The 25,021-nt window shown below is 40.1% G+C and carries 19 protein-coding genes and 3 pseudogenes; 13 read left to right on the top strand and 9 right to left on the bottom strand.

The features are described 5' to 3' along the window. The 8 genes and pseudogenes from F891_RS14825 to mdh all read left to right on the top strand — a co-directional run. Window positions 1-371: ABC transporter permease (locus F891_RS14825; RefSeq protein ID WP_005264251.1), on the top strand; the 371-nt coding region annotated here is incomplete at its 5' end. Between the two features lie 103 nt (window positions 372-474). Next, window positions 475-885 (top strand): annotated as a pseudogene (locus tag F891_RS17635) (IS481 family transposase); the annotation flags it as partial. A gap of 305 nt (window positions 886-1,190) precedes the next feature. Next, complete coding sequence (locus tag F891_RS14820; RefSeq protein ID WP_005264250.1) at window positions 1,191-3,347, top strand: TonB-dependent siderophore receptor; 2,157 nt, start codon at window positions 1,191-1,193, stop codon at window positions 3,345-3,347. Window positions 3,348-3,418: 71 nt separating this feature from the next. Then, complete coding sequence (locus F891_RS14815; RefSeq protein ID WP_005093768.1) at window positions 3,419-4,030, top strand: DUF4198 domain-containing protein; 612 nt, start codon at window positions 3,419-3,421, stop codon at window positions 4,028-4,030. 42 nt (window positions 4,031-4,072) lie between these two features. After that, window positions 4,073-4,354 carry a hypothetical protein gene (locus F891_RS14810; protein WP_004281957.1) on the top strand — a complete coding sequence of 94 codons (282 nt, stop codon included), beginning with the start codon at window positions 4,073-4,075 and terminating at the stop codon, window positions 4,352-4,354. Between the two features lie 3 nt (window positions 4,355-4,357). Beyond that, a complete protein-coding gene (locus F891_RS14805) occupies window positions 4,358-5,917 on the top strand; it encodes a PepSY-associated TM helix domain-containing protein (RefSeq protein WP_005100761.1) in 1,560 nt (519 codons plus the stop codon). Beyond that, window positions 5,914-6,186 (top strand): hypothetical protein, encoded by a 273-nt coding sequence (locus tag F891_RS18500; protein ID WP_005100766.1) that lies wholly within the window; start codon window positions 5,914-5,916, stop codon window positions 6,184-6,186. Before F891_RS14805 ends, F891_RS18500 begins: the two co-directional genes overlap by 4 nt. 255 nt (window positions 6,187-6,441) lie before the next feature. Then, entirely contained in the window at window positions 6,442-7,614 is a 1,173-nt protein-coding gene (mdh, locus tag F891_RS14795; protein WP_004281959.1) for an iron-dependent methanol dehydrogenase, read from the top strand. Between the two features lie 514 nt (window positions 7,615-8,128). Here mdh and F891_RS14790 read toward each other — a convergent pair. Further along, on the bottom strand, window positions 8,129-9,310 hold the full coding sequence (locus F891_RS14790; RefSeq protein WP_004281960.1) for a sigma-54-dependent transcriptional regulator family protein: 1,182 nt from the start codon (window positions 9,308-9,310) through the stop codon (window positions 8,129-8,131). Between the two features lie 201 nt (window positions 9,311-9,511). On the opposite strand from F891_RS14790, the gene F891_RS14785 reads away from it, so the two are divergent. Continuing rightward, on the top strand, window positions 9,512-11,023 hold the full coding sequence (locus F891_RS14785; protein ID WP_004281961.1) for an acetaldehyde dehydrogenase ExaC: 1,512 nt from the start codon (window positions 9,512-9,514) through the stop codon (window positions 11,021-11,023). 177 nt (window positions 11,024-11,200) lie between these two features. Here the strand turns inward: F891_RS14785 and pnuC are convergent, their stop codons facing one another. The 3 genes from pnuC to F891_RS14770 are packed head-to-tail and all read right to left on the bottom strand — an operon-like array spanning window position 11,201 to window position 15,225. After that, window positions 11,201-11,770 (bottom strand): nicotinamide riboside transporter PnuC, encoded by a 570-nt coding sequence (gene pnuC, locus F891_RS14780; protein WP_005264247.1) that lies wholly within the window; start codon window positions 11,768-11,770, stop codon window positions 11,201-11,203. A gap of 28 nt (window positions 11,771-11,798) precedes the next feature. Continuing rightward, on the bottom strand, window positions 11,799-13,979 hold the full coding sequence (locus F891_RS14775) for a TonB-dependent siderophore receptor (protein WP_004281963.1): 2,181 nt from the start codon (window positions 13,977-13,979) through the stop codon (window positions 11,799-11,801). A 40-nt stretch (window positions 13,980-14,019) separates the two neighbouring features. After that, on the bottom strand, window positions 14,020-15,225 hold the full coding sequence (locus tag F891_RS14770) for a phosphotransferase enzyme family protein (RefSeq protein ID WP_004281964.1): 1,206 nt from the start codon (window positions 15,223-15,225) through the stop codon (window positions 14,020-14,022). 1,448 nt (window positions 15,226-16,673) lie between these two features. Here F891_RS14770 and F891_RS18130 point away from each other — a divergent pair. Beyond that, window positions 16,674-16,847 (top strand): hypothetical protein, encoded by a 174-nt coding sequence (locus F891_RS18130; protein ID WP_004281965.1) that lies wholly within the window; start codon window positions 16,674-16,676, stop codon window positions 16,845-16,847. A 19-nt stretch (window positions 16,848-16,866) separates the two neighbouring features. Here F891_RS18130 and F891_RS18495 read toward each other — a convergent pair. After that, window positions 16,867-17,452 (bottom strand): annotated as a pseudogene (locus F891_RS18495) (DDE transposase); the annotation flags it as partial. Between F891_RS18495 and F891_RS17925 the strand changes: the two are divergent. Further along, complete coding sequence (locus F891_RS17925; RefSeq protein WP_004281968.1) at window positions 17,423-17,635, top strand: hypothetical protein; 213 nt, start codon at window positions 17,423-17,425, stop codon at window positions 17,633-17,635. The pseudogene F891_RS18495 and the gene F891_RS17925 sit on opposite strands and share 30 nt — an antisense overlap. 225 nt (window positions 17,636-17,860) lie before the next feature. Here F891_RS17925 and F891_RS14750 read toward each other — a convergent pair whose 3' ends face one another. Then, the gene (locus F891_RS14750; protein ID WP_004281969.1) at window positions 17,861-18,550 is read right to left on the bottom strand and encodes a GntR family transcriptional regulator; all 690 of its coding nucleotides are present in this window, start codon (window positions 18,548-18,550) and stop codon (window positions 17,861-17,863) included. Between the two features lie 892 nt (window positions 18,551-19,442). Here F891_RS14750 and F891_RS17920 point away from each other — a divergent pair. Continuing rightward, window positions 19,443-20,157: pseudogene (locus F891_RS17920) on the top strand (IS5 family transposase). Window positions 20,158-20,206: 49 nt separating this feature from the next. On the opposite strand, the gene F891_RS14735 reads toward F891_RS17920, so the two are convergent. After that, entirely contained in the window at window positions 20,207-21,118 is a 912-nt protein-coding gene (locus F891_RS14735) for a ParB/RepB/Spo0J family partition protein (protein ID WP_004281971.1), read from the bottom strand. Window positions 21,119-21,131: 13 nt separating this feature from the next. Further along, the gene (locus F891_RS14730) at window positions 21,132-21,905 is read right to left on the bottom strand and encodes a ParA family protein (protein ID WP_004281972.1); all 774 of its coding nucleotides are present in this window, start codon (window positions 21,903-21,905) and stop codon (window positions 21,132-21,134) included. A gap of 857 nt (window positions 21,906-22,762) precedes the next feature. On the opposite strand from F891_RS14730, the gene F891_RS14725 reads away from it, so the two are divergent. Beyond that, a complete protein-coding gene (locus F891_RS14725; protein ID WP_004281973.1) occupies window positions 22,763-23,935 on the top strand; it encodes a replication initiation protein in 1,173 nt (390 codons plus the stop codon). Window positions 23,936-24,255: 320 nt separating this feature from the next. Here F891_RS14725 and F891_RS14720 read toward each other — a convergent pair whose 3' ends face one another. Continuing rightward, window positions 24,256-25,002, bottom strand: a complete 747-nt coding sequence (locus F891_RS14720) for an IS5-like element ISAba31 family transposase (RefSeq protein ID WP_005264244.1) — start codon at window positions 25,000-25,002, stop codon at window positions 24,256-24,258. Window positions 25,003-25,021: the final 19 nt, after the last annotated feature.

Genomic DNA, 25,021 nt, shown 5'->3' with positions numbered 1-25,021 from the left:
CACGTGGTGGCAACCTGCTCGGGATGCTACTGGCTGTTCCGGTTTTTATCTACACGATAATTGGCATGACCTGCCTATTCGCCAGTTTTCTGGATCTGCCGGAACGTGCGGGGCATGTCATTGTATTCACTTCTATTCCACTGTTCTTTTTATCTGGTGCGGCCTGGCCGCATGCTGCCATGCCCACCTGGATGCAAGTCGTTGGCGAAATCCTGCCCTCTACCCAAATTGTGCAGACGTTTATTCAACTCAATCAGATGGGTGTGCCTACAACACTGATCTTGCCTAAACTGCTCTATCTTGGAATGATCGGTAGCTTGTGCTTTTTTTTGGCTTATCGACGTTTAATTTCAAACTGTGGAACTTTCTAGCTAGATGTTTAGTCCCAGATTTTAATGGTGCAACATTCTTAGAGAAATGAAAGGAAGCACTATGGGACAAGTTCTACACAGCAGCGTCACAACGACATAGACAGTGCGTCGAGCAATACAAAATAGTCAAGAGAGCTTAAGAACGCTAGCCAAGCGTTACCGCATCAATCAAAAAACCGTCGCAAAATGGAAGAAACGTACTTCAGTAGATGATCTTACAACCGGGCCAAAGAATCCTCGCTCAAGCGTGTTATCGCCTGAAGATGAGGCGGCAATTGTTGCTTTTCAAAAACGCACTTTGTTGCCGCTAGACGATTGCCTTTATGCATTGCAGCCGAGTATTCCTTATCTGACACGCTCGTCGTTACACCGCTGCTTGCAGCGGCATGGTATTTCATGACTGCCTAAGGTACAAGGTGATCGCCCTGTCAGGAAGCGCTTCAATTGTTACTTTCATATCGACATCGCTGAGATGCAAACAGCACAGGATAAGCTTTATCTCTTCGTGGCTTTATTGCATAAATATTTTTCAAGATACTGATTTTTAAGGGTCTTATAAAACTTTAATAAAAAATAAATATAATAAAATCAAAGTGTTAGGTATTAGTGCAGCAAAGCCGTTCAGGAGCACAAAGGTAAGGTAATAACATCTTTTTAATAGTGATATTTATTGCTCCCTATCCTTACATTAAAGTTTTATTTGGAAATTTACCTATCATTAACCCATTTTTCATTCATATTTCCTGTTATGTTGAGATTGCTTTAAGATATATTAAATAATAACATTAGTGATAATTATTATCATTTACATTAGCCAAAATGTCTTCTACCGTTCCTTCATCATTTAAACTATCTTTACTCAGTTTTTCGATTTTAGTTACACAACAAAGTTTTGCCGATGATACTCAGCAATTACCGACGATTACCGTTACAGCGGAATCAGAACAGAGTGAGCTCAGCTCTGAACAGAGTAAAGCCTATATCATCCAAAACTCGTCAACCGCCTCAAAACTGAATATTCCACTTAAGGAAACGCCGCAAACAGTCAATGTCCTTACCCGCCAGCAACTGGATGACTTTGCCTTGGATAATACCCGGGACGTACTGCGCAATACCCCTGGCATTATCGTCAGCAATCAGGAAACGGAACGGACCTCCTACCTTGCCCGAGGTTTCGAGATTTCAAATGTTTTAGTCGATGGCGTTGGTATTCCACTCGAAGGCTATAATTATAATAATGATAATCCAGACAGTTTTTTGTTTGACCGTATCGAAGTGGTCAAAGGCGCGAATGCCTTAAATAATGGAATTGGCGATCCCGGCGCAACTATTAACATGATTCGCAAACGCCCTACTCAGGAACTTCAGGCAGCCTTGAATGCCAGTTACGGCTCATGGAATACCCAGCGCTATGAAGCAGATGTATCTTCTCCTCTCACCCAGGATGGAAAAGTCAGAGGCCGTGTATTTGGTTATCAACAGACTGGTGACAGTTATCTGGATCGTTATGAACTAGAAAAGAACGGCATAGGTGCTGTTGTGGAGGCAGATATTACTGACACAACTCTATTGACTGCTGGCTATACTGAAACCAATCACAAGCCGAATGGTGTCAATTGGGGTTCTAATCCACTGATCAATACTGAAGGCGAGCAGCTCAGTTACTCACGGAATTATAATTACAGTCCAAGCTGGGCGCACTGGGATAGCAATATTAAAAGTTACTTTGCCGAGCTTGAACAAAAACTGGGTGGCGACTGGACAGCCAAACTGACCTATGATGAAAAACGTACACAACGCGATTCAAAGCTCTTGTTTCTGTCCGGCAAACCTGGCGCAAATGGCACTTCAGGCATCTTCCTCTACCCAGGCATGTATATTGATAACAATAAAGAACAACAAGCCAGCCTGAGTTTTAGCGGCACCTATCCGCTTTGGGGACAACGCCATGAAGCCTCATTGGGCTATGTCTGGGCCAAAAATCGTCTGGATGAATTGGGTTATGCTGGCAGCTTTGTCAATCCGCTGACCACAGATTTAGCCAGTTTTACACCCGAAGAACCAAGCTGGGATATGTCGAAAACCAGTGGTGAAATGCATATCCGGCAGAAGAACCAGAGCCTTTATGCTGCGACCCGACTGCATCTGAATGATGATCTGAAACTGCTTTTAGGTGCGAACTATGTTCAGGCTGAAAGCAGTGGTAGCAGTTATGGGACCGACACCATTTATGATGAAGATAAAGTTTTACCCTATGCCGGTCTGACCTATAACTTTAGCCCTGAATATACAGGCTATCTGAGTTATACCTCGATTTTCCGTCCGCAAACCACCAGAGCAGATGATGGCAGCATTAACAAACCGATCGAAGGTGAAAGCTATGAAGTCGGAGTCAAAGGTTCTTGGCTAGATGACAAGCTTACCGCCACCATGGCTGTGTTCAGAACGGAGCAAAGTAATTATCCGCTTCGTGATTCTGATGGTATTCCGACTTTACGCACAACTCAGGTCAGTGACCTGCGTTCCCAAGGCTACGAGTTTGGCTTGGCGGGACAACTGACCGACCATTTTAACTTAAGCTTTGGTTATACCCAGTTTAGCCTGAAAGATCTGATCAATGGCGGTGATGCGCGTACCTTCAATCCAACCCAGTCTTTTAATCTTTTAACTACCTATCAGGTGCCGCAACTTCCAAAACTGAAACTGGGCCTTGGTGTGCAGTGGCAAGATCAGACCTATCTAGATGTGCCTGAAGCAACCGCCAATGGAGTGATTACCCAGAAAGCTGGAATCATTGAGCAGGATGCTTATGCGCTCGTGAACTTAATGGCCAGCTATGAGCTGAATGAGCATATGACCTTGCAAGCCAATGGTAATAACCTGACCAATGAAAAATATCTGTTCAATTTCCCGAATCAGCAAGGTTTTTATGGTGCACCAGCAAATTACAGCGTTGCTGTGAAATTTAAATACTGATTTTCAAACTTAGCCTTGACGACATGTTCAGGGCTAAATCATCACTACATACACAAAAACAGGTAAAACAAATGAAAAAAATGATCGCTCTGACCCTCGGACTGTCTATGACACTTTCAGCTCAGGCGCATATGCTTTGGCTGGAACGTGATACAGATAAGCAGACTCATGCGTTCTTTGGTGAATATAGTGAACAGCTTAAAGAAACGCAGCAAGGTGCCTTGAAGTCTTTTAATCAAGCAAAGGCCGTTCAGTCTAGAAAAAGCTTTAGTCCTCAAATGCAACAAGATCATTTGCTTTATGCGACCCAAGGCCAGACAGATGTCCAGCTCAGTCATGAATTGATCTATGGAGAATCATTGTTGAGCTATCATGCCAAATCCGGCAGACAAAACTTGAAAGCAGAGTCAGAACTAGATATTGTCCCGACCCAGATCAACAGCAATACATTTACGGTACTGTATCAGGGTAAAGCTGCTGCGGATGTTGAAGTCACAGTCTTTTCCCCGCAATTCTGGCTAAAAAAATACACCACCAACGGCCAAGGCCAGATTACGATCGCCACGCCATGGAAAGGTCAATATGTCATTGAAGTTGGCAAAGAAGCAGACAAGGCAGGAAAATTGAATCAGCAGGCCTATAAAAAACAGTATCTGGTAACGACTTTAAGTTTTGTTTATTAAGTTTTTAGATTTTCATCAGTATAGATTTATTCAAGGCCAAATATGATGTCTGTTGTAGTGCAGCCACTTGCCATTCTCTATCGCTTAGGCATGACCTTTGGCATTGGCTACTTGTGCAGTTATTTAATCGCACTCGATCTGGCTTACTTTCTACAGGCTTTTCTGCCTAAAGCTGAGTCTGTCTATTTGGCTGCATTTACTGCCCTGATTTTTTATGTTTGTTTTGTGATTGGAATCTTCTGTATCCAAAGTTTAAAAAAGCTTTCTATCTATAGCCTGATTCCTTTACTTATTTTATTTCTCTTCTCCCGCTTCATAGGTTAAACCATGCATAAATCTGTCCGTCAATCCATGGCATGTTTACATTCATGGCTGGGTTTAAGCTTTGGCTGGTTACTCTTTGCGATCTTTTTAACAGGCGCGGTCACCTATTACCGACATGAAATCAGTCTATGGATGCAGCCTGAATTTGCCACAATGCAAGTCAATCAGGAAACTGCCTTAAAATCTGCTTACAGCTATTTACAGCAGCATGCACCGGACGCCCAAAACTGGTATATCGGAGTCGCCAATCAAGACTCACCGGTGAATAAAGTCTACTGGCAAAAAGCGGATGGTGGCTATGAAGTCAAAACCCTGAATGCTTCGACAGGAAAAGAATTACAGCTTTCAGCCACACAAGGGGGAGATTTTTTCTATAATTTTCATTTTCAGCTCTATGGTATGCCCTACACCATTGGTCGGCTGATTGTGACGATTGCTGCCTTTATCATGTTATTGACTCTGATTTCAGGAATCATTACCCATAAAAAAATCCTGACAGACTTTTTTACCCTAAGAGCCTTTAAAGGACAGCGCTCTTATCTGGATTTTCATAATGTCAGTTCAGTGATTGCCCTGCCGTTCTTTTTGACCATGACATTTACCGGGTTGGCGATTTTCTTTTATATCGTGCTGCCTTCCGGTATGAAAAAACTTTATCCAGACAATCCCTTTCAATATTTTGAAGAAATTCGCACAATCAATACATCAGCCACCCACTCAGTTCCTGTGAAAACCCAGATGCTGCCAATTCAACATTTTATCACCACGGCACAGCAACACTGGGGATATGCGGAATTTGACAATATCACGGTCAAGCAGCCCAATACCCAGCTGGCACACATAACCTTAACTCAGCTCAAAGATCATTCCATTACACGAAATCAGGCACAGCTTATTTTAAATGCTGCTACCGGAAAATTGCTTGAAAATACACGAAATGAAAGTGCAATTGCCACACTAAATGCCAGCATGTATGGTTTACATATGGCACGTTTTGCCGAACCTGTTTTACGTTTAGGGTTATTTTTCTCCGGCATATTAGGCTGCGCAATGATTGCATCCGGATTGCTGCTGTGGAGCCTGAAACGCCAGATGCAGAAAAAATCAGTGCGGTTTCATCTCGGACACTATTTAGTGAACCGCTTGAATATCACCATAATTATTGGCTTGCCGCTTGCCATGCTGGGATATCTCTATGCGAATCGTTTTATCAGTATTCCTGTAGGTGCACCAAATTATGAAATTTATAGTTTTTTCTCTATCTGGCTTGGCAGTTTTATCCTGGCATGTGTAACCCCACAGCAAGATATATGGAGAATGCAGCTTAAACTTCTGATTTGTGCTGCCTTTATAATTCCCCTGATTGATATTTATTATTTAGTTTCCCAGCAATATGTTGATTCTTTTGCGACTTATTGGCCTTTTTTGCGTATTGAGCTAATGTTATGGACCTTGGCCCTTTTTGCTCTATTTTTACACCAAAAAATTACGCCCATTCAGCAAAAAGCGGTCAATAAAATTCAGGCTAAATTAAAAATCACTCAACAGGAATCATCAATATGATATGGATTGCAGTGATCGGTCTGCTTTGGCTGAGCTGTTTTGGTTTTTATGTGGTAAGTGAAAAGCAGATCCTAAAAACCCGAAAATCTCATTACGCTTTTTTAGCGGATTTTCCTACGTACACTAAATTCGCTGCAGGTATTTTCTTATTCGTCGCGATGTTTTTATTACGTACCCAGTTTAGCTCCAGTATTAGCTTTGTGTCTCTATGGGTATTTCTAAGCCCTGTACTGTTTATCTTTATCTTAAAAATGAATAAAGCATTTTAGTATTTATTTAAAATCAGAAAGTAGCAAACAGCCTAGTGTGCTATTCACACGCCCTTTATTAAACCAATCTACCCAGTATCTGCTAAACCTTGCCAATCTGCTTTTAAATACCTCAAATGCATTATTTTGGCTAGAATCAAAAATTTAAATTGGTAGGTATTTGGTAGGTAGGATTCTTTTTAACTTAATTCAATACTTATATTACGGTGAGGGTCACCGATAAAATAATCAATGAATGGTAGAAGGAATAACACCATGGCTTTTAAAAATATTTCAGATCAAACTAACGGTTTTTATATTCCCTGTGTTTCACTTTTTGGTCCGGGCTGTGCTAAAGAAATCGGGATCAAAGCACAAAATTTAGGCGCCAAGAAAGCACTGATTGTAACTGATGCTGGCCTGTTTAAATTTGGTGTTGCAGATGATATTGCAGATTATTTGAAAGAGGCAGGTGTTGACAGTTATATTTTCCCAGGTGCGGAACCCAATCCAACTGATATTAACGTGCATCATGGAGTTGAAGCTTATAATGAAAATGCCTGTGATTTTATTGTATCGTTAGGTGGGGGCTCATCACATGACTGTGCCAAAGGCATCGGTCTGGTCACTGCAGGTGGCGGACATATCCGTGATTATGAAGGGATTGATAAAAGTACCGTTCCGATGACACCACTGATTGCAATCAATACCACGGCAGGGACGGCTTCGGAGATGACACGTTTCTGTATCATTACCAATACCGATACCCATGTGAAAATGGCGATTGTAGATTGGCGTTGCACACCACTCATTGCAATTGATGACCCTAAACTGATGTTGGCCAAACCTGCCGGCCTGACTGCGGCAACAGGGATGGATGCTCTGACACATGCGGTTGAGGCCTATGTATCTACGGCTGCTAATCCCATCACTGATGCCTGCGCAGAAAAGGCGATCACCATGATCAGTGAATGGCTCAGTCCCGCAGTGGCGAATGGGGATAATCTAGAAGCACGGGATGCCATGAGCTATGCTCAATATCTTGCCGGAATGGCCTTTAATAACGCCTCTTTAGGATATGTGCATGCGATGGCACATCAGCTCGGAGGCTTCTACAACTTGCCGCATGGTGTTTGTAATGCAATTTTGCTCCCCCATGTTTGTGAATTTAACCTGATTGCTTGTCCTGAACGTTATGCCAAAATTGCCCAATTGATGGGGGTGAATACAGAAGGCTTAACCGTAACTGAAGCAGCTTATGAAGCGATTGGCGCCATTCGTCAGCTTTCGGCTTCAATTGGTATTCCATCTGGGCTGACGGAATTGAATGTAAAAGAAGCTGACTTGGCCATCATGGCGGAAAATGCACAAAAAGATGCCTGCATGCTGACCAATCCACGTAAAGCCAGCCATGCCCAAGTGGTAGATATTTTTAAAGCGGCGATGTAGTGCCTCAATTTAAGTCTTCTCTCCAAGCATCTGACTTACATTTTTAACAGCCCCTGTTTCACTTCCTGAGGAAGTGTGCCAAGAGCAGACATGCATTTTCCTGTTCCTGGCTGATCCTTTTGCCTTCATAAGAGGATAAAAGCGGGGGGTGTTTCTTTTTTATGAAGTCCCCTTCATTATGAATATCGACATTAATCCCATGGTAGAAAAATGCCACGATTTTTTTAGCCCGTTCCAGCCAGAAAAAATTTCCCGTCGTATGATCTTAATATCATATTTAATCTCTGAGGAATAAACTGCGCGTCCTTCAAATGACATGAAGGTAAGCGTAGCTGATTTTAATGAAGAGCATCCCATCAAGCAGCTAGGCAAACTGGGTAGCCACTGATAAAAATTTTAGGATCAGGTTCAGTCTAAATTAATAAGCAAACCCACAGTAAGCAAGGATAATACTTAATATTCCAGAATTTTCCTATTTTAACTGTTTAGCTTTGTACCGATAGTTACATCAGCTTTAAAGATTTTTATATTTTAACAGAGTCTGATGAACGGGATGGTTTTTGGGCATCAGTTCAATCAGGCGTTCTACAGCATCAATCGCTTCAGGAAAATGTGCCACATGTTTCAGCAAGACATCGGTTTCATTAGCCTTGAAAATGGCATCGCTCAGGCGTGATTCCAGACAATCTCTCCAAGCGCATAGAAATGGACTTTCTGTTCTAGCCAGAAATACGCCGGTACATAACTTCAAGGCTGAATCGATATACCCAGCATCTAAAGATTGCTCTGTCATTAAAAAATCAGCCTCTACATGCGCCAATAAACGATAGGGTCTGGAACCCAGCATACCACCTAATACATCGCGTAACTGTGACATTTCTGCTTTTAAAGTCCCCATACTGACCTTGCGCTCGCCATATAAGGCTTGATGCAATGTATCTAGACTCAGACCCTGCGGACATAAGGCTAGAAGGGTCAGAATTTCAATCTGTCGAGGAGTCAGAACCAGCATCTTGCCATTAAACAGCACTTGAGGTACTGAAAAAGCTCGAATAAACAGGCGCTGCTTCTGGCATTCTAGTAGAGCCGACTGGATGATCGTAGCACAGCGCTCCGCAGCTAGTAGTGCTAAACTGTTATGCTTTGGCCAGGTAGTCGACAGATCAATGACACCTAAGACCTGTTTTGAATAGGGATCAATAATCGGGGCAGCGTAACAAACCCAATCATGAATGGAGGACATGTAATGTTCACTGGAAAAGACACAGCTGGATTGTTGAGTTTTTAAGGATAATGCCAATGCATTGGTTCCGACTAGCTCTTCGCGCCATTGCCCACCTTCAATAAAATGTACACTTTCTGCGGCACTTTGCATTTGTGGGCTAGAAGCTGCCCAAATGATGGTGCTGCCGATATCTCCGACCGCCAGCACCATAGAAGATTGCTCGGCAATATGTTTTAAATCCTGAGCACAATGTTGCAGGGCTTGGGCTAAAGTTGAGGAAGAAGTGGTCTTTTTTAAATCCGTCAGCGGTGCTGCTAAACGATTCTTCGGGATTTCAGCCGAGGATGAACGTTGCCAGGAGCTGGCAATACTCTGTCCCAGCTGTTCTGCATGTAAGGGAGACAAACTGCTGTTTTGCCGAAGCTGATCAGTATTGTGCCTTTTTTCCATCAAATCTTGTTTTGTCATCATTCCTTATTCTCACAACAATTCATGATTTACATCCGCTGTAATCGTTATTTTTTTAAAATGGATGAAAATATCGTGAACATGCTAGCTCCAACCTTTTTCCAACCTTATACCAGTTATATTAATCAAATAAGGTGCAGAAGTACCTTATACCAAAGCTGTAGAAGCGGTTTTGCCATACGAAAATAAGCAAAGGAAATAAATATGCGTTACGTCGATCCTAATCAACCTGATTCAAAAGTTCATTTTAAAGCACAATACGAGAATTTTATTGGCGGCGAATGGGTCGCTCCGGTCAAAGGTGAATACTTTGACAACATCTCTCCGGTAGATGGCAAAGTCTTTACCAAGGTTCCGCGTTCTTCTGTAGAAGACATTGAATTGGCCCTGGATGCAGCGCACAAAGCCAAAGAACAATGGAACAGAGCATCGCCGACCACCCGCTCCAATATTCTGTTGAAAATTGCCGATCGTCTGGAACAAAATCTGGAACTGCTGGCAGTGGCAGAAACCTGGGATAACGGCAAACCGATCCGTGAAACGCTGGCTGCCGATATTCCGCTGGCTATTGACCATTTCCGTTATTTTGCCGGCTGTATTCGTGCGCAGGAAGGCGGCATTTCCGAAATTGATGAAGATACGATTGCTTATCATTTTCATGAGCCGTTGGGCGTCGTGGGTCAGATTATCCCGTGGAACTTTCCGATTCTGATGGCTGTCTGGAAACTGGCACCTGCCCTGGCTGCGGGCAACTGCATTGTGTTGAAACCTGCAGAACAGACTCCGGTCAGCATTCTGGTGCTGGCTGAACTGATTCAGGATATTTTGCCACCGGGTGTCCTGAATATCGTCAATGGTTATGGGGTTGAAGTCGGTCGCCCGCTAGCCACCAACCCACGCATTGCCAAGATTGCCTTTACCGGTTCCACCGCCGTCGGTCAGATGATCATGCAATATGCCACCGAAAATATTATTCCGGTGACGCTGGAACTGGGGGGTAAATCACCAAATCTGTTCTTTGCTGACATCATGGATCAGGAAGACGATTATCTGGACAAAGCGCTGGAAGGTTTTGCCATGTTTGCCCTGAACCAGGGTGAAATCTGCACCTGTCCATCGCGTGCGCTGATCCAGGAAAGTATTGCTGACGAATTTCTGGCGCGTGCCGTTGAACGGGTGAAACGGATTAAAACCGGGCATCCGCTGGATACTGACACCATGATTGGCGCGCAAGCCTCACAGGAACAGCAGGACAAGATTCTGGGCTGTATTGCCACTGGTCGTGAAGAAGGCGCACAGATCCTGACTGGTGGTGAAGCACGTCAGGAAGTGGGGCAAGGTTTCTATATTGAGCCGACTATCTTTAAAGGCACCAATGACATGAAGACCTTCCAGGAAGAAATCTTCGGGCCTGTACTGGCTGTGACCACCTTCAAAGACTTCGATGATGCGATCAAGATCGCCAATGATACGATTTATGGACTCGGTGCCGGTGTCTGGTCACGCTCAGCGCATACCTCTTACCGTGCAGGCCGTGCTATTCAGGCAGGTCGGGTCTGGACTAACTGTTATCACATCTACCCTGCGCATGCGGCTTTCGGTGGTTATAAAAAATCAGGGATTGGGCGTGAGAATCACAGAATGATGCTGGATCATTATCAGCAGACTAAAAACTTGCTAGTCAGCTATTCGACCAAACCAGCCGGGTTCTTTTAAGAAGTGAAATACATTCAAAGCGAACTTCGGTTCGCTTTGAATGTATGGTAGCTAGCTTTCACAAAATATCAGCAACATCTTCAAGCTGCGGCCAATTCAAATAAAGTTTTTAGTCTATAAATACTTTTTTTAAAGGAAAGAGCATCACCTCAAATTTCTATTTGCAATAGTGTCATTTTAAGATAATTTCACTCTATAAAGATTTCGCCACATTCTCCAGCCATTGAGTGCCAGAAGAATAAAAATAAAATAAAGCACGGCGGTTAAATACAATGACTTATAGCTATACATGCTGACATAAATCACATCTAACACACACCATAATCCCCAGCTTTCAATATATTTTTTTGCCGCCCAATAACTTGCCACCAAGCTAAAAGAAGCCAACATGGAATCCAACCAAGGGAGTGATGCTGTGGTGAAATGAGCAAATAAGGCGCCAATCACCAGACCGGCGACAATACCCACAATCAGGCTATATACCCAGATTTTTTTATTCAAATAGCCAATCTGCACGGTGATAGCCTGGTCATGATTTTTCTTCGACCAGCTATACCAGCCATACAGTTGCATCAAGATAAATACGGCTTGTAATGCTGCGTCTGCAAATAAATTGACACGATAAAAAATAATCATATATAAAAATACAGCGACAATATTCACCAACCAGCAGACTTTATATTGTTTGGAGGTCAGCCAGACACCTAAAACGTTTAAAATGAACGCTGCAATTTCTATATTTTCCATAGCAATATAACCTGATTAAGCAGCCAATTTAGAAGTTCAGATTGAATGACAAGGTTGCTGTACGCGGCGAACCCAAGAATAAATAATCATCACCCAAAAATTCACCTGCATCACGCCAGTATTTCTTGTTGAACAGATTATTAATATTCAAGCGCAGCAATGCATCGGTCGTATTTAGCTTAAATTGATAAGCAGCGCCTAAATCAACCACACTATAACCTGCAACTTTCGCAGCACCCTCTTTGTTGGCATATTTGCTGGAACTGTATTGACCACCTGCCAGAACAGTGAAACCTGCAATGCTCGGTACGTTATAGCGAAGATGTGTTGCGAAACGAGCTTTTGGCACGTTTTGCGCCTGATGATTACCATATTGAACCGCTTCCACATTTTCTAAACGGGCTTTGGTCAAGGCTAAAGATGAAGTTAAGGCCAGATGGTCGGTTAATGCACCATTCAGTCCTAATTCCAGGCCCTGACTATGCTGTTCGCCTTCCGCAATAAAATAGCGAAGTCCTGAAATCGGCTTGCTATATTGATTATCCTGACGTAAATCAAAAACGGCTGCAGTCAACAGGAAATCATGGATCTGTTGTTTGAAACCAATTTCATATTGCTCTGAATAGATCGGTGCTAGAGTTTCAGCCGCATTCTCTGCAAACCAAGGCGCTGTTTTTCCATCTGACAGGCCTTTAGCATACGAGGCATAGACGGTAGTCGATTCCAAGGGGCTATAGCTGATCGCAAATTGCGGTAAAAATTTGCCTAAATCAGTATCGCGGACTTTTACCCGATCTGCATCATATGCTTGTTCATCCAGCTCGATCCATTTTCCGCCAATCAAAGTGGTCCAATGTTCATTCCATTCAATACGATCAAGAAACGTCAATGCAGTTTGTTTACTGTCTAAAGCTTTAAAATAAGGACCTAGATTTCCTTCTTCTGGGATCCTGTCGTAGGTATCTTGGTAAATATTACCAACATAGTCTTCTGAATTTATGTACTGGTTTATACCGTTGTAACGATTTCTAGATTTATCTGTGTAAGTCAAATCAAAGTTAAGGTAATGTAACGCCCGATCAGTATGTAATAGACCATCTAACTTGATTTTAAATTGGTTAGTCTGATAGGTATCATCAGGATTTTGATAATCGTAAATATCATATTCTCCCTGTTCACCAAACGTGTTACAGGAATATGCTTCTAGACATCCCTCTCGATAATAACCGTAAGCAAATGTCGAATAATCATCAACCTTGGATTTACTGTGGGCTGCGACGAGTCCCAAGTTCCAGTCATCATTCAATGCATAGCTATATTTTAAACTGCTATTCAGACTATCGATCGTGACCGGTTTGCCCCAAGTCTGATAACCCAGCAATCGGTCCCATTTCACATTTTCTGGGACTTTACCATCCAGTAATTGATAACCTGGCACTGATTTTTGTTCGGAACGCTGTGCTTCAAGATCAAATTCTAATTTGGATTGCTCAGATGTTTTCCAATCTAAGGCCAATGCCGCTAGATAGCGTTCACCATCGACATGATCGACATAAGACTCCATCTGTTCATTCACCAGATTGATGCGATATCCGAATTGTTGCTCATCACCCAAAAAACCACCGAGATCAGTTGCCACTGAAAACTGGCCGTGTTGATCGGCCGAGAATGTCAGTGCCTGAATATCTTTCGGTCGCTTGGTGACATAATTCACAACCCCACCCGGGGTCGACATCCCACTTTGAATCGCGGACATGCCTTTTAAAATTTCCACACGTTCTTTATTTTCAAGTGCGACGTTTTGTTCACCACGAATCACATTGCCATTAATGAGGTAGCTAGATGCCAAATCGAGTGCAAAGCCACGAGAGACAAAGTTTGGATAATAGCCAATTGCGGCATAGCCATCACCGATGGCTGCATCATTTTTTATAACATCACTCAGTACACGTGCATGCTGTTCCGCGATGAGATCTGCTGTGATGACAGAGACAGATGCAGGGATTTTTTGAAGACTGTCCGTAGCAAAACCCTCAACATTCACTTTGGTACTTGAGTAAGGGATGCTTTGATCGGCTTTGATGACAATCGTGTCAAGCTGTCGAACATCATCTTCAGCATAAGTCAGCGGGGCTAAACACAGCTGCGACAGAATGATCATATTTAAAGATCGAGTTAATACATTCTGTTTGAGTTGACGAGTGTTCATACGAAACCTTATGTCTGTGAAGTGGGTGATGATGCTGGGTTTAGAGAGAGCATTGAGAAGATTGCAATTCATCTTGAATGAGCCGGGTTAAGGTCTGGGTAAATTGTTGACCTTGTTCGCCAAAGAACCAGTCCACATGACCGATAATCCAGTCGTAATAAGCAGCATCTGCATGGTTGAGGTTGTGGGTAATGCCCACAAAATACTCCAGCTCTGAAAAAGCGAAATCCAGATGCACGATTTTCAGCAGTTCTGGCAAAATACTAAAATCTTCTTGTGGATGTATCTCGGAAAAATAAGCATGGAGAAAAGCGGTTAAACCGGCTTCATCAATCGGAATATGTGGGTTCTGCTTTAATTCCAACCAATCAATGAAATTACGTTCAATCGTCACAGCCAGATCATAAAGTGCCGAATTTCGGTCAGATAAACCAAAATCAATTACGGCAGTAATCTCCGCTTTGGCATCCGGTGCTGACCAAAATAGATTAGAAGCGTGTAAATCGTTATGGGTCCAAATTCTGCTTGCCTGTTGCAATACAGGCTGAATACGCTGGTGAACCTGTAAGATTTGATCTAAAAAGTAAGGATCTAAATTTTTGTCGGCACAGTAACGGCTTAATTCTGGACTGTTTACAATGCGCCGTTGAATGGCTGTAACGATATTTTCACTGTTTAAAAGCTGCTGATTGGACAATAAATAAGATGCTGATCGGCCTTGCCGCTCAGGAAAATCCTGCATGGCCATATGTAAGCTTGCCAGTAATTGCCCCGCTTTCGCAGCATGTTCAGCATAGAAAAAAGGTTTCCAGGATTGCTGATCTGCATACAGATCTAAGCCGGCTGCTTTTGCATAGACTTCATAGGTCCAGTCACCTAGCTCTAAAGCGGTCAGACCTTGATTTGAGCTAATCAATGCTGCAACAGGAATTTCTTTGCTAGCTAAATGCTGAAGAACGGCATGCTCCTGTAAAATATCGCGGGCACGACGAAAGGAACAATGGCTGCGCTTAATCAAATACTGATGCGCGACTGCTTCATCCCTGCTCACAAAATCTTGCTCCACCTTGACCAGAGCCGCAGATGAAAATGGCCGGGGACTACACCACAAAATCTCAAAATGACCTTGTAAACAGGAATAGTGCTGCTGCAGGCTTTGTAATTCTGGATCAGAAATATGTGCCCAGTCTTTATGTTCCCAGGCATTGCCCATACCATGACCTAAATCATCAGTCATTGTGGTCATTATCAATATTCCTGAGCCAGATCATTATGTAATAATGGAAAATCATTGTTTAGGCGAACATGCAAACAGTATTTTTAAATACATTTAATATTGAAGACACGCCCTAAAATTAAGTGGTACATACCAGTATTAAATTGGAGGCAAGTTTAGCCTTATAAATATAAAAATAAAATAGATCTCTCGCATAAATCAAAAAATGATCTTCTTTTTGGTTAATATTCGAACTCCAGATTTCTTAGCATTCGCGCATAATCTGCGGATGAAATACATCAATTCAAACAAGCTTTCTGATCCTCAGTTCAAGCTATAACATAGTTTTGAAATGCACCGTAATTCATTTTCATGACTTCACTAAGTAGCTCTTTAAATCCATGTTCCTCAGCAGCAAATTCTACCAGTGATTCATTGTTTAGATCAGTAACACATGCCATGGTCGAAATGACCTGTACACTATGAGCTTTGAATTCGCCCAGGTATATTTTGTTGAATTACGTTTTTTTTATTAAGATATTTAAGGGAAAATTCTCACGGAAAAAATGTTTTTTATCACTGAACCATATACAAGTAGCTAAATTATCCTGCAATTTTTCAACCATCATTGGATGACTACCGTAAACTAGGTAAACAATATCACCAATATAGATATTATTCATCTTTAGTCAGCCAAGTATAAGATCAAAATTCTGAAACTTCTGATAAATAAATTAATGCCATCAATTGAGGACTTTTTTTAAACTGAGAAAGCGTTTATAAAGTCCAATTAAGTCCTTGTCCCATTTCATAAATAATGAGTATTAATGCAATTACCATTAGTAAAATCACAATGGCTTCGACCTTAGTGAGCATCTTAAATTCTCCACCTTTCATCTTTTATATAATAAACAAAGTGAACAATAAATAACAATAAGGTTACAAAAAAATTACTAGATGTTACAAAAACAGGGCTGGTAAAGAAAAATCTCTCAGAGGAGGTGCTAATTCTTTTCAAACTTAACCTTATGTACTAGGCGATGTCCTGTATAAGACTCATGACCTACTGCGATCATATCAACACCACCTTCTTCTTCTAAACTTAATAAGAAAGTATGGAAACCCTGCATGTCATTTAACTCAATATTATTGCTGATCTATTTCATCGTACCTGGTTTCATATTGTTTATGTCTTCTTGGATTTTATTATAGGGGGATTACCGCAGTTGACCATTGCTATGCTCTTTTTATAATTTGCCATTAAATTATCTTCCCTATAAAAGATTTTCAAGAAAATCGGTCTGTATTTGGCCAGTCAACGCTACAAAAAAACTCATCCGATAAGTATTCTTACATAAACCCGAGGTTCTATAACTTGGATCCTGAATATCTTACATATGCAGACATAGCTCATACATCGGAATTTAAACTTACCCTCTACACTGAAATTAAGTTTTAGAAACGCAGAGGAAATTCAGATGGAAAAGTATTCAAAGATTCTAATCCTGAGCTTATTTGGATTTACTGGAACAGTAGCTATTGCAGATGAATCCATCCCAATAGAAGCAACTGCCGCCGCCGAAGCGCAACAGGTTGCTTTAGATTATGGAAATGAGAAAGACAAAAAATCTGAATCATCTGAAAGCCCTTAATTAAAGTGATGCCGGTCAGTTAAGAAATTGACTGGCATTTTCTTGAGTATTTCTGTGGTGTTCCTTTCACAACTCGTGGGCAACTCCTCACTCCCCTCTCAGGCAAAACATATCTCTTAGATTTTTCCAGTAAACTTTCTAAATGTTTAGGTAAATTACCTGCGGAGTCTAAAGAGTCGAATCTTAATATATTCAGAATGCCAATAGATGCAATATGAAAGCTGATTCTCAAAGGACTGACTTTTGCACGTTGAGCCATATGTTTCATTTGTCTTCTTAGAATATTGTAGGCAATAAAGCCCCCCATAATTATTGACAAACTAAATCAGGTTGCTTGTTCCTCAAATGCTTGCCCTCCTGTAAATCACTTTTGATTTCTGGGTAACACATTTCTATTTCCCAGCGCTGAGCATAAAGCTTCGCCAAGCCTATCAGTGGCTGTGTCTTTGGGTTCATTAATAAAGTGATATAACGTCTAATTTTCCCTTTCTGCTCAACTTCAATCAAACGCACTTCCCAATACCCCCTAATGTTGGATTAAGTTTCTTGGCATTTGCTGATATTGGCATCCTGATATGAAAGTCATGCTGAGAATTACGCTTGATTTAGAATTGTTCAAACACAATTTAAACCAGATCCCTTCAGGAACCTTTGTTCTTACAGATAGAGGTTATCAAAGGATTTATACTTTGTATCCCAATACCCTGTTGCCATTAGAGGCCAAAAGCCGCTGTAAACTGGATCCTGAACTAAAAATCTATAATCAGGAAATCAATAAAGAAGAATAGAAATTAAGTATGTATTTGGCAGTCTAAAAACTTTCAAAATACTTTCAGAACGTTATCGCAGTAGAGCTAAAAGCCCCCCTTTTGAGATTCAATCTAGTTGCTGGAATTTATAATTTGCAACTGAGTAAGAATGATTTATGAAGGAGGTCTAATCTAAGAAAATAAAAAAAATCCTAAAACCATTTAACTTCTTAGGATTTGAATGGGCAGGATATAAATATAAGCTTATGCTTGAATATCTAAGGTCATTTCAATTTTGTCCTGTGACCAGATTTCGATGTCATATTCAATCACTAGATCATCTGATTTTGAAATACGTTCAATATAAGTGGCGGTTTGACTTAAAGGAATACCTAAGTGCTGGCTCTCAAAATGAGACACACCGGTATTTTTAATTTTTAACTGACTACTCGTGTAATTATAATGAAAGTGATTTTTAATGACATCTTGGACCGAAGTAATCACATTATAATTCAGCACATCTGGAAACAGCGCAACAGGTAAATAATTATATTCTAGAAGTACTGGTACATCATCAGCATAACGTAAACGGATAATTTCAATAAAGCCCAATTTACGATTTTCTTCGCTAAAAAGATTACTGTGATCCAATCGCTGCAGCTGTCTGGTCGAGATCAGTTCAGTTCTGGCATTAAAACCCTGTGCCTTCATATAAGAACGAAAATTTTCAATTGAGTTTGGATAATATTGAATTTTTTTATTACTCACGAACCAGCCGAGATTTTGCCGTTTGAAAATTTTATCTTCGGCACGAAGCTGTTCATAGGCCTTACGCACTGTTTCCCTTGAACAGTCAAACTTTAATGCCAAGTACCGTTCGGATGGAATTATTTGATTAGAACTGTAATTTTTCAATTCAGCCTCAATCAAATCTCTGATTTCCATATACTTCATTCAGTGAATCCAGTGAGTGCTCATAAGTGATAAAGATAGTACTAAATTAAAGAACAGAGGAAAATTGAAAACAAGGTACAGATCAGTAAAAAGATGCATTCCCTTGTTTTAATGAGAATGTTTAGCAGCATGATTGATACGTGATTCTGAGAGAATATCGTTGTCCACTCATAATATTCTCATTTATGCAAAAAGAATAGACTAAATTTGTCTAGGAGAGTGGTGACAGTCTAATCTAATTAAAAGGCATCTACAAAATCGGCGGCTATTCGTAATAGTCGACTGAGAAAATCACGTACCTTGATTCTAGACATTATTGCCCACCTCTACTAGCACATTTCCTGACACAGTCCCTATCTATACATTTGAATGCCTTTGACTATTAAAGATTATCTTTAATAAAATGAGCTTTATAGGGCAATATACTAAGATCTCCAGACTGTTGAATCCGGCAAGCGCACTGAGTGCGGTTCCGTAACGTGACACTGGGTAACGTCTTGGACTGCTGTATGTAGACAAAAAATGAAAGCTGCGGTTTAAAGCTGGCGTCCTTCAAAATTTATCTCATTTTATAACTGATGTCTGGATTTTCAGGTAATTATACCGCACCAAAAAAACATCTATTCACTAACGAGCACTTAGGCTATTTATTATAAAAAAACAACCATACATCATTGATATATGTCCATTTATTTATAATTTTGTCATGGACATAAGTTAATTAGTTAATTTTTTAGGTCCCATATATCATCTAAGCGGAATCAATTAAAACCTGTTATAAGTCAGTGTAACATTGAAATTTATAGAAATAATATTTAAAACCGTTTTTTATTTTGAATTAAGGTGTCATCAATTAGCTTGAGAAAATCTTACCGGTCCTCATAATTTTTTCATGACTAAACGCTATGCATTAAAAGATGATCAGTGGGAACAGATTAAAGATCTGTTACATGGACGAATGGGTACTGTTGGAGTAACGGCCAAAGATAACCGACTATTTGTTGAAGCGGTATCGTTCAGGTATCCCGTGGCGAGACTTAATCGAACGCTTTGGTGATTTTAGAGTAGTGCATACTCGTTTTAGTCGTTGGGCTAAAACAGGTGTGTGGCAGAGAGTCTTTGAAGTGCTGTCACATGACCTTGACAATGAATATGTCATGTTAGACTCCACCCCATTGTATGTGCTTACCAACACAGCGCTGGGGGGAAATCAGGCGACTAGGCGCAGTAAAGGGGGCTTAAGCACCAAAATTCATGCCCGTACTGATGCTTTAGGCAACCCGACAGGATTTTATCTCACGAATGGGCAGGTCCATGACTTAAACGGTTCAGATGTGTTGCTGGACTTATCGTTGAGCCAGACCTGGTTTATGGATAAAGCCTACAACTCTAGGGATCGGGTCATTGATCCAATTTTAGAGGCGAAGGGTCAAGTTGTGATGCCAGCGAAAAGTAATTCTATTGATCAGCGTGATTATGATTGACATATCTACAAGGCAAGACATCTGATCGAGAATTTTTTTGCCAAGCTCAAACAATATCGTGCTATTGCCACACGCTATGATAAATTGGCTCAAAACTTCTTATCAGCGATCTTTCTGGCTTAATTGATAACACGCCCTAGTTTGAGATTGTCAAAAAAAGTGTAGCAACTTGCTACACTTTTTCACTTTTCTGAATAAGCTGTTTTAAAAAATCTTCTAGTTGTAAGAGACTAGCTTCGTCAATTTCCGAGATATTCAGAGAAACCTTAAGCTGTTTTTGATTGAGTTTGATATTCCCCGCAATCTTACCTGCATATTCAATTTTTCTAACCACAGATGTTGTGGTCAGTTTTCCTGGATCCTGACTCAATATTTTTTCAGCATAGGCAGTAACTTTACTTTGCTCTAGTTTTTTGTCTTTTACTTTTTCCCAAGCCCCTAGCAAAGCCTTTTCGGCCTCAGAAAGTTGCTCTATATGATCCGACAGAAATTTTTTGAATGCAGTTGCAGCAGTACGACCTAGCAGGCCTGGTTCCACATCAAGGTCATTTAAAATTGCTTGAGGCAGTTTTTCGTACGCTAAATACTTGTACATATCTTCGCGATTTAAACCCAGTGAATTGGCTAAACGTTGCTTGTTTTTCTTTAATTTCTCATCAAGTGAGTTCAGGCCAATAAAAATCTCATAATCTGTCAGATCCTGACGCTTTAAATTCTCTGCTAGGGTTAACAAAGACGCTTCTACATTATTTGCATCAATGATAATGGCTTCAATCACAGACTTGCCGAGTAACTGATGCGCCCGTAAGCGTCGCTCGCCTGCAATGAGTTCATATTTCAGATTATCCAGTTTACGCACTGTAATGGGCTGCAAAAGGCCGATTTCATCAATGGAATCCGCCAGTTCTTTTAACAGTGACTCTTCAAAGACTTTACGTGGCTGGTTTGGACTGCGGCTGATATCCTCAATAGGGACATTACGTCTAAACTCTTTCAGCTCTTTAATATTGTCTTTCTGTGCTTGCTGGTGTTTTTCTGTATTCTGTTTCAGTTTCTGAGCTAAAAGCTCTTTGGTGCTTGCCATAATGCTCTCAGGTTTAAACTTTCGCTACAATTTCATTGGCAAGGCTTTCAAAAGCCTTACGTACTTTTGAATTTTTTTCTACTTTCAAAAGTGATTGTTGCAGAATCGCTGCTTGATTGACTTTAGTACTTTGAGGAATGGTAGTTTCTAAAATTTTGCCCACCTGTTTCAAGGCTTCATCCCGAATCAATTTACAAACATTCTGACGTTCATCATGCTTAATCAGTAAAGCGCCTAAAAGCTCTAAATTTGGATTAATACGTTTGATCTTTTCAAGATGGTTTAAAAGATCTGTTACCCCATACAGTCCATATTGTGATCCGGATTCGATAGGGATAATGACATGGGTTGAAGATGCCAGCGCATTGCTGGTTAATAATTTAAGACTAGGTGGACAATCAATCAATATGAAGTCATAAAGATCTTTTAACAGTTCTAGCTTGATATTTAACTCTTCAGAAGGACGGGGAGCTTCTTCTTTTAGTTGGTCTTCTGTTTTTCCTAAATTCAAGGAACCATAAATTAATGATACTTTTTCAAAGTTCGTTTCTTCTTGTAATGCATCTGCCAACAACGAAATATCGCCCACCAGTAATTCTGCTGTAGTCACAACAATTTCGCTTGGATGTTGGATCCCAATGTGTAAACTTGCGTTTGCTTGAGGATCTAAATCAATGACTAAAACTTTGTTGCCCAGATTGGCAAGTTCTGAGGCTAGGTGCACAACAGTCGTTGTTTTACCACATCCGCCTTTATGGTTAGCAACAGTAATAATTTTTGCAGACATGCGTGTCAGATGCTTCCGTATTTGAATGTCTAGTAATATAAATAACTTTCACTCATCTTACTATAGTTTTTAAATTTATAAATCCTATTTGTTCAGATGTAAAACAGCTTAAAAAATAAATCTTTAACTAAGCTAGCTTAATTAATAATTAGAATAATTAGTTATTTAGCTAATTAATAATTAGGAGCATATTTTTATCATATAAAACAAATGCTTGGAATTTTAAAGGTGGAAGGTTTGTCACCGTAAAGTGGAAGGTTTGTCACCGTAAAGTGGAAGGTCTGTCACTGTAAGGTGGAAGGTTTGTCACCGTAAAGTGGAAGGTCTGTCACTGTAAAGTGGAAGGTCTGTCACTAGGGTGGAAGGTTTGTCACTGCTATTTTTTAAACTGCTATTTTTATTTAAAAGTAATTTAAAAAACAATGATTTAAGCTGTTAATAAAGTCTTGTAACCAAGCTTTAAAGGTGGAAAGGTTGTCACTGTATATTCTTGACCTGTGGATAATCTATTTTTATTGGATATTTCCTGATGATTATATGTGCAGTTATACCTTTCAAATCTAACGGAAAGGTGGAAGCCTCGTCACATCAGGGTTTCTATCTGACTTAACCAACCTGAATGCGGATGAAAAAAACTAAAAATAGGCATTCTGAACTGTAATTTCGGGGCTAAAGGTGGAAGGTCTGTCACTATAGGGTGGAAATATTATATTTAATTCCACTTTAAAGGCAAAAAACCGGCTAAAACGCTTTTTTTTGATGACAAGCCTTCCACTTTTAGAATCTTGTGGTGAAAGTCTTGAAAGTTTTTCCACTTTTGTATATAAAAACTAAGTCAAATTATAAATATCACGGTTATGACAGAATCTGAACCATTGCAAGAAGAATCGAATTATATTCCTTACTGTATAGGCAACATTCGCCATAATGGCGTTGTCAGTACCAGTAACCGTTTAATTCGCCCAATCGAGTTATCAGCCAATGAATACAAGGCGCTTCTATATGCAATGGCAGTTGCGAATTATAGTGAGAAAAATAGGGTAAATGGTGAAATCACTGAACAAACCTATATTTATTTGTATAAGGATGATCTGGCAGATTTACTAGGATTGAATAAACGCAATTCAATTAATGTTGCAATAGACCGGATCTATAAAGAACTTTCATCTCGGGTGGCTCATTTTATTATTGAGGAGCCTGCTGATGATGGTAAGAGAAAGACTAAAAAAGTACATTCTGTCGTTCCCATTATCCGTGAGTTAAGATGGGAAGATGACTCTAAAAATGCGATTCAGATTCGTTTTACCAGTGAGGTGTTACCGTATTTCACTCAACTGGCTGGGGGGAATTTTACTACCTACCAGCTAAAACATCTTTTTGCCCTGGATTCTGTTGCCAGTATGAGTCTTTATACGTATTTCATTAAAAACGAATTCAAGTACGCCAACCAAAAGAGTTATGAAGTGCCATTACTTTTGGAAAACTTGAAAGCACTGATTGATATTAATGAAACCAAATATGATCGCTGGGTAGATTTTAGACGCTATGTATTAGACAAAATAGTGGCAGAAATTAACGAAAATACAGATCTACAATTGGAATATGAAACCGTTAAGAAAGGCCGTCCAATTGTGGGTGTGAATTTTAAACTGCATCATCGGGTTGCTGATAAAGCACCGGATGAAATTGCAGTAATTGAAAAAATCTATCTTGATGTTCCATTTGAAGACAATGCATTCGTAAAAGAATTGGGGGCGAAATTCGATACGAATATACGTTCTTGGTATATTTTTAATAATGATGAAAATTATCAGCAATTCAAGAAGTGGTTCAAAAAAGTAGGATGTCTCACTGACTCTCAAGCAAATATTGTCATTAATGACACTTTATTCCAAATGGATTTTGCTGAAATTGGTATGGGCCTGAATGACTTTAAACGAAATATGAAGCATAAACTTAAAAATAATCCGGAATTCGTTCAAAGTATTCGTGAAAGACTGAATGATATTTTTGGTAAAGAGCTTATCTAAAAAAGTGTAGCAACTTGCTACACTTTTTTAGATATATGTTTGTAAAGAATACAAGTGGTAAGGACCCTAGGATAAAAACGACTCTGTTGGATAAAGGCTTTAGATATAGATCTTCCCTAAGTTATCCAAATTCAAGTGACAACTTGGGTATGAGGTCTGCCTAATTCCTTAAATCTATTCAAAACGTAAGTGTTCGCTGAACACACCTTATGAATTCATCCTATAAGCCTTAATTTAGTCCCCACTTAAAAACAAGTGGGGACTAAATTTATGACTACAAATAACTAGGGTCTGTTGACATTTACTGTTCATAATTAACCCTATAAAGGTAGCCATAAAAATATACAGGCTAAAGCAACAGAACTTTGATAATTTCTTTTGAGCTTGTCATATCGAGTAGCTATTCCTCTAAATTGCTTTAATCTACAAAACATATTTTCAACTAAATGCCTGATTTTATATAAACACCAGTCCATATGGTCATTGTTTGATTGGCTATTTGTTTTCTTTGGTATATTCGCTTTAGTCCCTGTTTTCCTGATCTGTTCACGCAGTGGTTCTGAATCATAGCCTTTATCTGCACATACCACTTTTGTCTCTTTTAAATCTAATGTTGATATTAAATCAGGTGCAACTTTAACATCATGTGTGGTTCCATCGGTAATCATGAAATCAATAGGATTGCCATGTGCATCAACAATCAAATGTATTTTTGAGGAGTTTCCTCCTGCACTTTTAGAAATAGATTGATTCGCTATGCCGGCAGAATGTTGATGAGCACGTACATGAGAGCCATCAATAAAAATCCACTCCATATCGGGGCATGAGGCTAGTAATTTGAATAATCTAAGTAACTTACCGCTGCTTGACCAACGATTAAAACGTTTGAAAATAGAGTTTGAATGACCAAAACAAGAAGGAATATCTCGCCACGGACAGCCTGTTCTAATTCTATAGAGAATAGCTTCAATAAAATTGCGTAAATTTGAGTTGTGGTGAATGGATAAATTACGCAGAATAACTTTCAACTTTTGCCAGTGTTGATCTGTCAGCATGGTACGAGGCATAGCGAATAGTAAAATTGGG

The organism is Acinetobacter sp. CIP 101966 (assembly GCF_000369725.1).
Classification (GTDB): domain Bacteria; phylum Pseudomonadota; class Gammaproteobacteria; order Pseudomonadales; family Moraxellaceae; genus Acinetobacter; species Acinetobacter lwoffii_Q.
This window is presented reverse-complemented; position numbering and strand designations above follow the sequence as displayed.